Origin of the sequence: Caballeronia sp. AZ1_KS37 (genome assembly GCF_023631165.1) — a bacterium.
Taxonomy (GTDB): domain Bacteria; phylum Pseudomonadota; class Gammaproteobacteria; order Burkholderiales; family Burkholderiaceae; genus Caballeronia; species Caballeronia zhejiangensis.
The window spans coordinates 298,677-312,423 of record NZ_JALQDP010000038.1 but is presented as its reverse complement, the minus strand read 5'-3'; the positions used below and the strand labels follow the sequence as shown (position 1 = coordinate 312,423).

Here is a 13,747-nt window from a genome sequence, read left to right as displayed (position 1 = left end):
CCTGTCATTTCGAGTACACTGCCGACCTGAAGTGGCGGGATCGGAACCGACAGGTACGGAACGGCGGCGGCAAATGGGTAGCGATGCCCGGCTTGCCACCCAACATAATGGATCGACGCAATGGACAAACTCGCGCGGCTACGCAGCGAAGTTCCGGGACTTGACGATATCTGCGACGGCGGATTGATAGCGGGCTCGTCTTATATCGTGCAGGGACGGCCGGGAGCGGGAAAAACCATCCTCGCCAATCAGATTGCCTTTGCGCAAGCCCGTCAGGGACACAAGGTTCTCTACATCACGCTGCTCGCGGAATCGCACGACCGGCTGTTCCAGTCGCTATCGGCGCTGAGTTTCTACGATGCGAGCCGCCTCGGCAAGGATCTGACTTACCTCAGTCTTTTTCGCACGCTTCGCGAGAAGGGACTCGATGCGCTGGTCGCATTGCTGCGCTCCGAGCTCGCGCGCACGCAGGCCAGCATTCTCGTGCTCGACGGATTGCTCAATGCCCGCGAAAGCAGCGAAACCAATCTGGACATCAAGACCTTCGTCGCGGAATTGCAAGGTCATGCTGCGTTCACCGGTTGCACGGTTCTCTTCCTGACCAGTGCCCGGATCGACGAATCCAGTCCCGAACACACGATGGTCGATGGCGTGCTGCACCTCGAGGAGAACCTGTTCGGGTCGCGCACCGTACGGCACATTCGCGTTGCGAAATCGCGCGGCAGCCGTGCGCTGAGCGGCTTGCATCTCTATGAAATTTCGGAGCGCGGCATCGCCGTATTCCCTCGCCTCGAAGCCGCTCTCGCTCGACCGTCCACGCAAGAGACCGTCGGGTTGACGAAGGTCGCCACGGGTACGGGCGGGCTCGACGAACGGCTCGGCGGCGGTTTGCCTGCCGCCTCGATGTCCGTCGTGGTGGGGCCAGCCGGCAGCGGCAAGACGACCTTCGGAATCGGCTATCTCAACTGCGCGACCGTCGAGCGGCCTGCCGTGCATTTCGGTTTCTATGAAACGCCGGAGCGGCTGTACGCGAAAGCGAAGGCACTGGGTCTCGATCTGCAAACGCTCGTCGAAAAGAAGGCGCTGTGCATGTTGTGGCGCCCGCTCACCGAAAATCTTCTCGACAAGCTCGCCTACGAGCTGCTCGACGCGGTTCGCACGACGCGCGCAGAACGTCTGTTCATCGACGGCCTCGCCGGTTTCGAACGCGCGACCGTCGATCCGCATCGCATGGTCGAATTCTTCGCCGCGTTGAGCAACGAGCTGCGCGCGATCGGCGTGACGACGGTGTGCACCTGGGAAACGAAGGAGCTGTCGGGGCCGTGGCGCACCAATCCATCGCCGGAAATCCTGTCGCAGATCGACAATGTGATCGAGATGCGCCATCAGGCGGCGGGTGGTCCTTTGCGACGCAGCATCACGGTGCTCAAGGTGCGCGACAGCCTCTTCGATACATCGACCGCGGAAGTGCAGATTTCCGGACTCGGCGATGGGCTGCACGTCACGGGAACGATGTCCACGGCGCGAGGCGCAATGGGCGACGACGCGAGCGGACGATAGCCAGGCTGCGCGCATGGCTAATCTTGTCGTCGTGGACGATGAACCTCTCGTTACCGATTTCCTGAAGTTCCTGCTGCAGGACTTGGGGCACGTCGTGCATGCTGCTTCGAACGGCGCGGACGGGTTGCAGGCGATCCAGCGCATCAGACCGTCGCTCGTGGTGACGGATTTCATGATGCCCGTCAGTTCAGGCGTGGACCTTGCGCGAGCGCTCAGCGGCGACGATGACTTCCGGCGGATTCCGATCGTCCTGTGCAGCGCCGCCCCGCACGCGATCGATCCGGCCGATCGGGCGTTGTTCGCGGCAATACTGCAAAAGCCTTATCCGCCGTATCGTCTGATCGAACTGGTGACATTGCATGTTGAAAGAGGCGGCGCCGGATTGCGCGGCCAGCCGTAGTGACGAACAAGCAGGATACTGAGGATTTGACTCAGTCCCGCGCCGGGATTCCAACCGTTTTTGTATGGCTGTGAGCGGTCCATGACGCGTGTCCTTCTCGTTGATGACGAACCTGATCTGCTCGAAGCGTGGAGCTTCGCGCTCGAATATTCCGGCTACGAGGTGGAGCGCGCGCGCGATGGACGAGAGGCCATTGCCGCGATGCAACGCTCGGTGCCCGACCTGCTCATCACAGACCTGATGATGCCCGGCATGGACGGAGAGGCATTGTGCCGGGCCGTTCGGGAGCGGCCGGAATGGGCGGCGATTCCCATCGTGCTGCATACGTCCGCCCATGTGGCTCGGCCAAGCGGCATCGTTCTCTGGAACGCCTTGCTCAGAAAACCGGCCTCGATGGACCAGTTCCTGAAGACCGTTGCCGAACTCACGCAGGGATTTGGACAAGGAGAGGATCGATCGTGACGAAGCGTCCTCTGGCAACATCACCACGGCTCTTCCGATGACCGACTCGACTTCCCGTTCGGCGGAAGCGAGCGCTGTCGGCACGGCCGACCGGGCGATCTTCGACCGCTTGATCGAGCCGTATCTCATGCTCGATCAGGGCCTGAGAGTCGTGTTCGCGAACCGGGCATGGCTTGCGATGTTCGGCGAGACCGAAACGGCTTTGGGGCAATGCGAACATCTGATCCGCGCGCTCGTGGCGAATCTGCACCCGGGTCAGCGACGCCTCTCGCCCGCTTTCAGCCTGGACACGCCGGATCGCGCCGCCACGCACGAACAGCCGTCGCGGTACTGGCAGATTCACGTCTCGCATCTTCCCGCGACCGCCGATGAACCGCCGCTCATCCTGCTGCGCTTCGATGACGTCACGATGCACACGCTGGCGACGCGCACGGAACGGCGAGAGAAAGCGCGACTGCGCTCGCATGCGCGGCTCCGGCAGATTCTTGCGAGAGAAGCCGAGCAGCGCCTGCACGATCATCGCGTTCGGTTCGAACGGGCGTTGGCTTTCGCTGGCGTGGGCGCGTGGGAGCTCGACGTCGGAACGGGCGCGGTGCATTGCAGCGAACAATGCGTCGAAGATCTCGGCTTGCCGGACATCGCCGGGCTGGATCGGCAAAAGCTGTTCATCGAGCAGCCCGATCCGGTTGCGGAGCACTGGCAGGCGCTGCAAGCCAAACGAAGCTTCGAGTGCGAACGATGCATCGATGGAGCGCGTGGCCGGCGCTGGGTCCTGATTCGCGGCACAGGGCAGTTCGCGGACGACGGCACCATGCAGTCGGTGATGGGCTTCACGCTCGACATCACGTCGCGCAAGGAACGTGAGCTCGAGCTGTCCGCGACGGCCGGCGAGGAACGTTCGGGGCGCGAGCGCAGCGAAGCGCTCGCCAAGACAATGGATCATTTCATCGCGGCCGTCAGTCACGAGTTGCGCTCGCCTTTGAACGCGATCGTCTCGTGGGCGGAACTGCTGCAGGTCGTCGCCGATCCTTCACACGTCGCGCGGGCGGGCGAAGCGATCCGCCGCAACGGCCGCCAGCTGTCGCATATGGTCGACGATCTGCTCGATAGCGGCGCGGTCGTTACCGGCAAGCTCTCGGTTCATCTGCAGCCGGTGGATATCGGTGCGCTCGCGCTCAACGTCGTCGAAGACATCCGCAAGACCGCGGAGCACAAGGGCCTGCGATTGCAGACGCCGCACGTCGAGCCGTGCATCGTCATGGCGGATGAAAGCCGCCTCGAGCAAGTCGTCTGGAATCTGCTCACGAACGCGGTGAAATTCACGGACGCGGGCAGCGTGTCCATTTCCGTGAGCACATCGGACGGCCAGGCGGTGCTGACCGTTCAGGACACGGGGCGCGGCATTGCACCCGATGCGCTGCCGGACGTCTTCGACCGCTTTCAGCAGATCGCGCCGCAGTCGAGCGGACGCGTCGGCGGCCTGGGGCTCGGACTGTGGCTCGTCAAGAACATCCTGAGCCTGCACGGCGGAACGGTCGATGTTGCGAGCGCCGGACGCGGGCAGGGCGCGACTTTCACCGTGCGTCTGCCGCTCGACTCGAACTTGCGTTGAGAGGCGCACGGCTCGTCGGCTCGTTACGCATGCGGAGCGAGCATCGCTTCGATGTATGCGGCCACCGCGCACACCGTCTCGTCATCGCCTTTGCGGCCGACAATCTGCAATCCCGCCTTGAGCGACGCCCCTTCAACCGGAACCGGTAACGTAAGCGCCGGATGTCCGCTCAGGTTGAAAGGTCGGATAAGCGACGACATTGCGATCACCGGAGTGCCCGCGCGCGCGGCCTCGATCGTGATCGGCAGCGATGGCATGGTCGGAAGAATGAGGACGTCGGCGTCCGCCAGCACGCGATCGACCTCGTCCGTGAAGTCGCGACGTATGCGCTCGGCTGCATCGAGCTCGGATACCGGCGTGTTCGCGGCGGCGCTCAACCGCGCCAGGATATCCGGGCCAAGCTTTCCGCTGCCGACGAGATGACCGAACGCGCGCCACGTCTCGGCGTTGATGACGGCGAGACCGGCCGTGAACGCATCCTGAATGGATTCGAGCTGCACGGCGCGCGACGCGAGTCCGCTGCGCGCGACCGCGCTCGCCACCGCGTCGCGGATCCGACCTTCGGCTTGCACATCGGGCAACGCGACGCGTATCGCTGTCACGTCGCGGCGCGCACGGCCGCCCTGAAATGACGGATCGATTGCGAGCATTACGTCGATGACCGTGTTCATCGCCCGTGCAAACGGGCCGACACAGTCGAGCGACGTCTGGCGCGGCGCGACACCTTCACGCGACACGCGCCCGAAAGTCGGCTTCAGGCCGATCACGCCGCAGCATGCCGCGGGGCAACGCACGGAGCCGCCGGTATCGGTGCCGAGGGCGGCATCGACGAGCCCGAGCCCCACCGCCGATGCCGAGCCGCTCGACGATCCGCCGGGAATGCGCGCCGGATCTTGGGGATTGACGGGCGTGCCGCTGAAGTCGTTGAGGCCTGTCATGCCGAACGCCAGTTCGTGCATGTTCGCCTTGCCTGTAATGCGCCAGCCCGCATCGAGCAGCCGCTGCACGACTTGCGCGTGGCGCGGTGCGGGCGGCGCATCGGCGAGTGCGCGGCTGGCCGCGGTCGTCGGATAGCCGGCTATGTCGATACTGTCCTTGATCGCGATGGTCGGTGCATCGGCGGCGGCATGCGTCGCGAGATCGAATTGCTGCAAAAAGGCGCTCATGCACGGACTCCTTGCGCGGGGTTGAGTTGCCAGGGCGCGTCGAAAAGGCGTTCGGTGCGGAAGTGGCGAATCAGCCAAACGTCTTCATCGTGAGGCGACGGAGTGAAATCCACATCGAGCCGCGCCGAGATGAGCTCGGCGTTTGCATCGACATATCCGGATGCCTGCAACATGATCCAGCGGCCCTTCGCCGTATCGCCTTGTACTTCGATATGCTCGCTCGTCAGGAAGTGGACGTTGGTCGCGAAGTGCGGCGTGGGCGGCAGGTAGCGTTGCAGCATCGCGACGATAGCGTTCGGCCCCGCCAAGCGGCCGAACTTGTCCGCATACTGTGGACCGATGCCTTCCCACACGGCGTCATCGCTGAAGAGTGCCGTCAGCGATTCACCTTCGAGCGCGCGTGCCGGCACATCGCAGAGCGCCATGTATCGGGCGATGGTCTTGCGCACCGCGTTCTGCGCTTCGAGCACGCGCAAGCGCGCCTGCAGGCTCTCGATGATTTTGTCCGTCATGGCTTCACGTATTCTTATCGGCCCAAGGCGCGAGCGGTCTTTCCGCCCAGGCCGAAATCGGTATTCGGAATGTCTTTGATCAACACGCGCGTGGACTGCAAGGGCACATTCAGCACGGAAGCGCCGGTCTCCGACAGATACGCGATCAGCGCTTCTTTCTGCGTCTGCGTGCGGCCAGCAATCAGGATCGCGATGATGACGGGCAATCCCGCCGCGCTGACTTTGCCGCCGAGGCCGCTATTGGATGCGGGCAACTCCGACAGCAGAATGCGCACGGATTCGGCCGGCGCACCGATCGCGTCGACGGTCGCTTGCGTGAGCCCTTGAATGAGCGATGCCTTGCGTTCGTCGGCGTGACCTTGAGGCAAATAGACTTCGAGTGTTGGCATGAACGTAGCGAATGGATAGCGCGCGCATCGCTGAAAGCAATGCCGGACGACCGACATCGACACGACGCGCGCATGACTTCAAAGCAGAAAGCCGATGGCGCTCAGCGCCTCGGTCGAGTCGATCAGGCGGATCACCTTCTCCGACAGACGCGGCTCGCCGCTCGACATATCGATCTTGTGCGTCAGGTCGGCAGCAAAGATCGTGGACAGACCGCGCTTGTAGGCAATCACGATCTGCGAGGACTTGACCTCGACGAGGTCCGCGCTGTCGCCAGATAGCGTGAAGCGCGACACCGTGCGCACCGTGCGCGCCGCATCGGAGGCCGACGCCGAAAAGCCGGACGTCATACGCTGCACGCGCAACTCGCGAATGTGATGGTCATCGTATGCGTAGTTGAGCGTGGACGCGTAGTCGGTCGTCCGCGGATCGATCGGCACGACGTAATGGCCTTTCGGGTCCCACAGATCCAGCCAGGCGCGATAGTCCCGGCGGTCGAGCAGTTCCGCTTCCCGCCAGATGAATGCGATCGCGCGCGCCAAGGTCTGGTCCGTGAAGAGTGCGTTGCGTTCGTCCATCATGCTTGCTCCATCATCGCGCGCCATTGTCTGTAGGCTTCGCGCATGCCGGTTTCGTCGGTCGAATGCGCGGTCTTCTCACCGTTCGGTGCGATCGTTTCGCGGTTGAGGCCGCGGTTCACGAGGATAGGTACGTCAGGGCCGGCGTATGAGCCGCGCTGCACGCGCTCCCACGCTTCGGCGTCGTCAGGGCTGCCGAAGCCCAACGGGCCCTGGAAGTGCTCGTGCATGCGCAAGCGCGCGCGATTGGCTTCCTCGGGGCCGCCGTCCATTCCCAGCGCGACATGGCGGATTTCCGTTTCCACCGCGGAGATCGGGCGCAGCACGCGGAAGAACGCCATCGAAAGCGCGAGGTTCGGAAACAGATTGAGGTTGAAGCCGACGCCCATCAGCGAACGCACGATGCGGCGCACTTCTTCTGGCGTGTGTTTCTCTGCGAGTTGCGCGGCGAGTTCATTGAAACGTTCGGGCAGCGGCGCGCCGTCGTCCTGATCGAGATCGACGAATTCCGGCATCAGCACGGCAAGGCTGTGACCATTGCCGAGCGATCGGCAGAACGCCTTGTCGCTCGTCATGAAGCTCGTGATGACGGCGGCCGTTTCATCGTCGATGGACTTCATCCATGACTTATGGACGACGGGAAAGTGATACAGGTCCGTCGTGTTCTCGAGCTGGATCTTCCAGTTGCCCTTGAACCTGAACTTGTGCTCGCCATTCGCCTTGATGGGGTAGCCCGCGCCCTGCTTCATGAAAAGATCGATCCACGGTTTGGCGCCGCCGAGGAAGTCCTCGAGCGGTTCGATCGATTCATCGAAGCTCGCGAAAATCAGCCCTTGATAAACGCCCACGCGCAGCTTCTTGAGCGGCAGATCGCCTTTCTCGCACACGCCTTCATAACCATCGCCGTAGGGCAGGGCGCGCAGCGTGCCGTCGAGCGCATAGGACCAGCTGTGATACGGGCATGTGAAACCCTTGGCGTTGCCCTTGTGCTCTTCGCAGACGGTCGCGCCCCGATGACGGCAACGGTTCTGCAACACGTTCACGGTTCCGGTCTTGTCGCGCACGACGATGACCGGCTGACGGCCGATGGTCGTCGTCACGAAGTCGCCGGGCTTCGGCAACTCGCTGTCATGCGCAACCCACACCCACGTCTTGTAGAAGATGCGTTCGAGTTCGGCCTCGAACAACTCCGGATCGTAGTAAAGCGAAGGCGCAATGCGATCGGACTCCGCGCGCCTGGCGAGCGCGCTGGTGTCGATGGTCTGATAGGTCGGCGTACTCATCGTATTCCTCGGAGAAGTTGAGTGGCTGATCGAACGACTGACGCGAGCTTGGCTGGGCGCTCGGCAAATCCTCTCGTTGACATCAGTCTCGCTTTTCGAGGATCATGCGTCAAATCGATTAAAAACGGGTCGCTCAATCAGTGCGGCCTATATCTCGGACGGCCCGTCATGACATCCATCGACCATATCGATCTGAATCTGCTGCGCGTTTTCCAGGCTATCGTGGAAGAGCGCAGCCTGACGCGCGCAGGCGAGCGTCTCGCGCTCTCTCAACCGGCGGTCAGCTATTCGCTCGGGCGATTACGCACCTTGTTCGACGACGCGCTATTCATCCGCACGCGCACGGGCATGCAGCCCACGCCCGTCGCGCTGGAATTGGCCGAGATCGTCGGGCGCGCGCTCGACACCGTGCGCCAGGCGTTGCGTTACGCCGAGCGTTTCGATCCGGCGACGAGCACGCGTACCTTTCGCCTGTCGCTCTCGGATGCGGGGGAGATGGCGTATCTGCCGGCGATCTGCGCCGCGTTGCACGATGCCGCGCCGCGCGCGAAGCTGGTGGTCGAGCCGTTGCCGGTCGAAGAAATCGAAGAAGCGTTGCGCGCGAGCCGGCTGGATTTCGCGATCGGCAACTTGCCGTCGCTATTGCCGCGCACGCGCCATTGCGTGCTCTTCGAGGAGTCGTATGTATGCATGACCCGCAAGCGCGACGATCTGCCCGAAGGCACGAAGCTGAAACTCGCGCAGTTCCTTGCCGCGTCGCACGTTCAGGTTCGCTCGCTCGAACACAGCCATGACGCGCTCGACGATGCGCTGCGCGGACGAGGCGTCGGACGCAATATCGCGCTGGCGTTGCCGCATTTCGTGGCGGTGCCCGGCGTGCTGGCTGCAACGGATCTGTTCGCCACGCTGCCGGAAAAGCTCGCGCATATCCTCAACAGAGGCGAGGCGTTCAACATTTACGCGCTGCCTGTACCGTTGCCGAGAGTGGCCGTGACGATGCACTGGCACGAACACTTTCACGACGACGAAGGCAACGCGTGGATGCGCGCCCTGATGACCGACACCCTCGCGAGCTTCAAGACGATGTGATTTCGCTCAGAGATCGAGCACCAGCACGGGCGAACGGGAACGCGACACGCAGCAGCAAATCACGCTGTTGCTTGCGCGTTCCGCTTTGCTCAAACAGTGATCGCGATGCTCGGGCTCGCCGCTCACGACATCCACCATGCACGTACCGCAAACGCCTTCGCCGCACGAGGTATCGACTTCTATGCCGATGGAGGCGAGCGCATCGACGATCGACGTGCTCTTGTCCACGCGAACCGTTTGTCCGCTGCTTGCGAGTTGCACCTCGAAGCTGTCCAACGAGGCTTCGGCCGTGGCAATCGGCTCGGCTTTGAAGCGTTCCAGATGGATCGCATCCGCGGGCAGGCGAGCTTGCGCCGTCTCGACCACGGCATCCATGAAGGCGCTCGGCCCGCATGTGTAGACATGTGCGTTCGGACCGGCATCGCGGATACATTCGTCGAGCTTGTCGCGCTGCTCGTGCCGCTCGACGCCGAAATGCAGCTTCACGTACGCGTTGAACGGGGCACGCGTCAGCAAGGTCATGAATGCCGCATGCGCCTCGCTGCGCGCGAAGTAATGCAGCGTGAAGCGCGCATTGCTCGCGACGAGGCGATAAGCCATCGACAGCAAGGGCGTGATGCCGATGCCCGCGCCGATCAGAATGTGCTCGCTTGCGGCCGCGTGAAGCTGGAACAGACTGCGCGGCGCGCCGACGGAAAGCTCGGAGCCCACGGTCACTTCCTCGTGAAGCGAGCGTGAACCGCCGCGCGATTGCGCTTCCTTCTTGACCGCGAAGATCTGCGTCCGGAGACATGCCGGATCGCCGCAGAGCGAGTACTGACGCGTGACACCCGAGGGGCCGGTCACATCGATATGCGCGCCGGGCTCATAGGGTTCGAAGGGCGCGCCGTCGATTCGCGAGACGCTGAACGAGCGCACGCCGTGCGCTTCCTCGCGCAACGCGTCGACTCGGACTTTCACGGTTTGAGCTTGCATGATCGCCTTCCTTTCGATGTGTTTCCCACAACCATGCATCGATCTTAGAGCCGCACGCCGAATAAGAAAAATAGGCTAAAAATCGTGTATCGCATCAATGTGACTGATGACGCGTTTCGTGCGTGAAGCGCAGGGTGACGACCGTCACGAGACTGAGCGCGATGAGAAACACCGCGACGGGCCAGGACGCGTGATAGTGCGAAAGCAACGCGGTCGCGAGGAGCGGCGACAGACCGCCAGCGAAAATCGAAGCCACTTCATGCCCGAGCGCAACGCCCGAGTAGCGCACTTCCGTGCTGAACAATTCGCCGACGAGCGCAGGCAAGGTGCCGATCATCGCGCCGTGACAGACGGCCGTGCCAAGCACCAGCGCAAGCCAGATGAGCGGCGTCGAATGCGTGTCCAGCAGCCAGAAGAACGGGAAGGCCATCGCCGCGAGCGATGCGGCGCCGATCATATACACGGGCTTGCGTCCGATGCGATCGGAGAGCTTGCCCCACAGCAGCATCGCGATCATTTCGACAACCATCGCGAGCATGACGCCGGTGAGCATCGTCGAATTCGGAATGCCGATGAACTTGCCGTACACCAGCGAAAACGCGAGAAAGATGTACGCGCCGCCGTTCTCCGCGACGCGCAGGCCCATCGCCATCAGTATTTCCTTCGGATGACGCTTGATCGCTTCGAGCACCGGCATATGCGACGTCTTGCCCGCTTCTTCCGCGTTCTCGAAGTCGCGACTCTCAGGCAGGCTATGACGAATGTAGACGCCGAGCGCGAAGATCACGATGCTCGCGAGAAACGGCAGGCGCCATCCCCACGAGATGAACTGATCGTGCGGCAAGGCCTGCACCGCGAGAAACGCCGCCGAGGAAAGAACGAAACCGCCGCCGACGCCGAGCTGACTCCACGCCGCGTAATAGCCGCGCTTTTCAGGCGGCGCGTTCTCGCTGATCATCAGTACGCCGCCGCCCCATTCGCCGCCGGACGCGATGCCTTGCAGCAGGCGAAGTGCGACGAGCGCAACAGGCGCCCACAGACCGACGTGATCATAAGTCGGCAACAGGCCGATGCCGAACGTCGCGAAGCCCATGATGAGCAATGTCCAGACGAGCGACGCGCGCCGTCCATAACGGTCGCCTATATGGCCGAACACGATACCGCCGAGCGGCCGTGCGACGAAGCCCATCGCGAATGCCGCGAACGCGCCGAGCGTGCCGATCAGCGGGTCCGCATTGGCCGGAAAAAACAAACTGCCGAACACGAGTGCGGCCGCCGTTCCGTAGACGAAGAAGTCGTACCACTCCATCGCGTTGCCCGCGACCGACGCAATGACGATACGTCTGAGCGTGCGATCCGGCATTGCTGCGCTGGTTTCGGCGGTCGAGGTATGAACTGTTGCCATGTCTGCTCGCATTGAATGAGAAGGGCTGCAGCCTTCTTGAGGCTTCGCATGACAAACAGTGTCGTGGCGACACTCACCCCGGTCAAATTCGCCGAAAAGAACGCGTGATATCAGCCCAGCAAATGAGCGTCACGCGTCGGGCTGGCGAAACATCGAATGGATCGTATTGCGCAGCCACGCTACGCCCGGATCGCTCGTGAATTGCGTGTGCGAGTGCACCTGAATCTCGATGGGCGGCAGCGCAAAAGGCAATGGCAGAATGCGAAAGGCCTTACTACGATTGAAGCGCAGCGCGATGCTCTTGGGGAAGAGCACGGCAAGGTCCGTGTTCATCACGATTTCGGGCGCCACGACGAAATGCGGCAGCCGGACCGCGACATCGCGCTTGAAATTCAGCTCGTCGAGCCATTGCTCGACCATGCGATGGCCCGTCGCGTTGGTGCTCGCGTAGACGTAGCGCAAGGCGGTCAGGTCGTCGCGTGTCGGCCGCGACTTGCGTAACGGATGATTGGCGCGCACGACGCATACATGCTCGTCGACGAATAGCGTCTCGCTCACGCATCCCGCGTCGAGACCCGGCACATAGCCGAGCGCAAGATCGATTTCTCCGGCGCGCATGGCGCTGCTTACGGATTCCACCGGAACATTGACCGCTTCGATTCGAATGCCGCGCGCCTCGCGGTCGAGCAGCGCGACGAGCGGCGGCAGAAAAAAGAATTCCGACATGTCCGACATCGAAATGCGAAACACGCGCCGGGCGGTCGCGGGATCGAAGCTGGCGAGTTGCTGGACCGCCTCGTTGATGATCGACAACGCCTGCGCGAGCGGCGGATACAGCCGATGCGCGGCATCGGTCGGCACCATGCCGGCGGGCGTGCGCACGAAAAGCGGATCACCGAAGATCGTGCGCAAGCGCCGTAGCGCATGACTGACCGCGGGCTGCGTCAGTTCGAGACGTTCGCCGGCGGCGGTCAGGCTGCGCAAATCCCAGATGGCGAGGAACACGCGCAGCAGATTGAGATCGGCGATACCGGAGTTGGGCTTCGTCATACACGGTTGACTCACGAACGAGCGCTGGTCGCGCCATGCGGCCATCAATGTGTGGCGAGATTACCGTATGTGCTGTGCATTGCAAAATGCGGCGTGGCTCCGCGATAGGGCGGCAAGGTATGGAAATCGCGCCGCATCGATTCGCGCACCGGCGAGGCGAGTGCGTCGGCGAGCGCGGACGCATCGTCGAAGACGACCTTGTTGCGCTGCATCGCATTCGCGCGCGTGCAAGGCAGGCCGATGGTGCAATCGATGCGCGTGTAGATCTCCAGCTCGCGCAATCGCGGCAAGGTGGACATCAACGGCGCGTGATGCCGCAGGTAATGCGCGAGCCATGTGTCGAAGTCCTCGGCCGGCCCTTCGTACGCGACGAGATAGGTGCAGCGCTGAATGCGCGCTTGGGTGGATGGCGCGTGCGAGGCCAGCGCGCGCACGGCCATGACTTGCTGCATGAAGCGCCCGGCGATCAAAGGTTCTCGAAGCGCGCGATGGATCGGGCCATCGAGTCTCGCGGCAGCTTCGAGCGCGGCGAGTTCATCGAAATACAGTTGAAGCACGCACGATGGCGCATCGGCCGCGGGCGGAATGCGCGGATCGACGTGTTGCGCCATCGGCTCGTGCACGACCAGACTGCGTAAGCCGTCGATGCGCTGCAATGGCGCAATATCGACCAGCGGGCGCTGCCCGCCCGCATCGATCAGAAACAGGCAGATTTGCATACTTACGCCGCCTCGCAGGAAGCAGCCGCGCGCGCGAGCCGATGAAACTGCCGGCCGAAGTACACAAGCCCATCGCCGTCTTCGCGCGAGCCGATGTGTTCTACCTGTACGAAAAGCACTGAATGCGAACCGACCTGCTTGCTGTCGACGATACGGCCTTCGAGACTCGCGATTGCATCGTCGAGCACGGGAAGTTGCAATGCGCCAGGCCGCGAACCGCAGCGCGCAAAGCGTTCGTCCATCGAGCCTCCGTCCATGCCCGCGAACGCGCGCGCCAGTTCCTGCGCGTGCGCGCCCAGCACGTTGATGCACGCCCGGCCGTTAGCGAGCAACACATCGTGAACGTAACTCGACTGATTGATGCAGACGAGCATCGTGGGTGGCGTATCGGTCACGGAGCACACGGCGCTTGCCGTGATACCGCAGCGTCCGTGCGGGCCGTCGGTGGTAATGACGTTGACGGCGGCGCCGAGCGAGGCCATCGCGTTGCGAAACTGTGTGCGCGCTTGATCGTGTGTCATGGCAGATGTCCTTTCAGGATTCGCGGGT

15 protein-coding genes are annotated in these 13,747 nt (G+C 62.9%); 5 read left to right on the top strand and 10 right to left on the bottom strand.

What is annotated here, in order from left to right; genetic code table 11:
- Positions 1-120: 120 nt before the first annotated feature.
- The 4 genes from NCS00_RS27110 (at position 121) to NCS00_RS27095 (ending at position 4,034) form a co-directional block, all read left to right on the top strand.
- Positions 121-1,560, top strand: coding sequence for an ATPase domain-containing protein (locus tag NCS00_RS27110; RefSeq protein ID WP_008346736.1), 1,440 nt, complete (start codon positions 121-123; stop codon positions 1,558-1,560).
- 13 nt (positions 1,561-1,573) lie between these two features.
- Positions 1,574-1,960 (top strand): response regulator, encoded by a 387-nt coding sequence (locus tag NCS00_RS27105; RefSeq protein WP_250441471.1) that lies wholly within the window; start codon positions 1,574-1,576, stop codon positions 1,958-1,960.
- A gap of 81 nt (positions 1,961-2,041) precedes the next feature.
- Positions 2,042-2,422 carry a response regulator gene (locus NCS00_RS27100; protein WP_008346733.1) on the top strand — a complete coding sequence of 127 codons (381 nt, stop codon included), beginning with the start codon at positions 2,042-2,044 and terminating at the stop codon, positions 2,420-2,422.
- Positions 2,423-2,459: 37 nt separating this feature from the next.
- Entirely contained in the window at positions 2,460-4,034 is a 1,575-nt protein-coding gene (locus tag NCS00_RS27095) for a sensor histidine kinase (RefSeq protein WP_250441470.1), read from the top strand.
- Positions 4,035-4,057: 23 nt separating this feature from the next.
- On the opposite strand, the gene NCS00_RS27090 is transcribed toward NCS00_RS27095, so the two are convergent.
- The 5 genes from NCS00_RS27090 to NCS00_RS27070 all read right to left on the bottom strand — a co-directional run bounded on the left by NCS00_RS27090 (position 4,058) and on the right by NCS00_RS27070 (position 7,960).
- Positions 4,058-5,200: an amidase gene (locus NCS00_RS27090; RefSeq protein WP_250441469.1), complete on the bottom strand. Its 1,143-nt coding sequence runs from the start codon at positions 5,198-5,200 to the stop codon at positions 4,058-4,060.
- Positions 5,197-5,712, bottom strand: coding sequence for a nuclear transport factor 2 family protein (locus NCS00_RS27085; protein ID WP_250441468.1), 516 nt, complete (start codon positions 5,710-5,712; stop codon positions 5,197-5,199). Before NCS00_RS27085 ends, NCS00_RS27090 begins: the two co-directional genes overlap by 4 nt.
- Positions 5,713-5,726: 14 nt before the next feature.
- On the bottom strand, positions 5,727-6,101 hold the full coding sequence (locus tag NCS00_RS27080; RefSeq protein ID WP_250441467.1) for a tautomerase family protein: 375 nt from the start codon (positions 6,099-6,101) through the stop codon (positions 5,727-5,729).
- Positions 6,102-6,179: 78 nt separating this feature from the next.
- Positions 6,180-6,680, bottom strand: a complete 501-nt coding sequence (locus tag NCS00_RS27075) for an aromatic-ring-hydroxylating dioxygenase subunit beta (protein WP_250441466.1) — start codon at positions 6,678-6,680, stop codon at positions 6,180-6,182.
- The gene (locus tag NCS00_RS27070) at positions 6,677-7,960 is read right to left on the bottom strand and encodes an aromatic ring-hydroxylating oxygenase subunit alpha (RefSeq protein WP_250441465.1); all 1,284 of its coding nucleotides are present in this window, start codon (positions 7,958-7,960) and stop codon (positions 6,677-6,679) included. Before NCS00_RS27070 ends, NCS00_RS27075 begins: the two co-directional genes overlap by 4 nt.
- 168 nt (positions 7,961-8,128) lie before the next feature.
- Between NCS00_RS27070 and NCS00_RS27065 the strand changes: the two genes are divergently transcribed.
- Positions 8,129-9,049: a LysR family transcriptional regulator gene (locus tag NCS00_RS27065; RefSeq protein ID WP_008346723.1), complete on the top strand. Its 921-nt coding sequence runs from the start codon at positions 8,129-8,131 to the stop codon at positions 9,047-9,049.
- Positions 9,050-9,055: 6 nt separating this feature from the next.
- Here NCS00_RS27065 and NCS00_RS27060 read toward each other — a convergent pair whose 3' ends face one another.
- The 5 genes from NCS00_RS27060 to NCS00_RS27040 all read right to left on the bottom strand — a co-directional run bounded on the left by NCS00_RS27060 (position 9,056) and on the right by NCS00_RS27040 (position 13,719).
- Entirely contained in the window at positions 9,056-10,024 is a 969-nt protein-coding gene (locus tag NCS00_RS27060; RefSeq protein ID WP_008346721.1) for a PDR/VanB family oxidoreductase, read from the bottom strand.
- A gap of 94 nt (positions 10,025-10,118) precedes the next feature.
- Positions 10,119-11,429 (bottom strand): MFS transporter, encoded by a 1,311-nt coding sequence (locus tag NCS00_RS27055; RefSeq protein WP_033535799.1) that lies wholly within the window; start codon positions 11,427-11,429, stop codon positions 10,119-10,121.
- Positions 11,430-11,558: 129 nt separating this feature from the next.
- Entirely contained in the window at positions 11,559-12,479 is a 921-nt protein-coding gene (locus NCS00_RS27050) for a LysR family transcriptional regulator (RefSeq protein WP_250441464.1), read from the bottom strand.
- Between the two features lie 44 nt (positions 12,480-12,523).
- Positions 12,524-13,198, bottom strand: coding sequence for an ethyl tert-butyl ether degradation protein EthD (locus tag NCS00_RS27045; protein ID WP_175981623.1), 675 nt, complete (start codon positions 13,196-13,198; stop codon positions 12,524-12,526).
- 2 nt (positions 13,199-13,200) lie between these two features.
- The gene (locus NCS00_RS27040; protein ID WP_008346713.1) at positions 13,201-13,719 is read right to left on the bottom strand and encodes a flavin reductase; all 519 of its coding nucleotides are present in this window, start codon (positions 13,717-13,719) and stop codon (positions 13,201-13,203) included.
- Between the last annotated feature and the right edge of the window lie 28 nt (positions 13,720-13,747).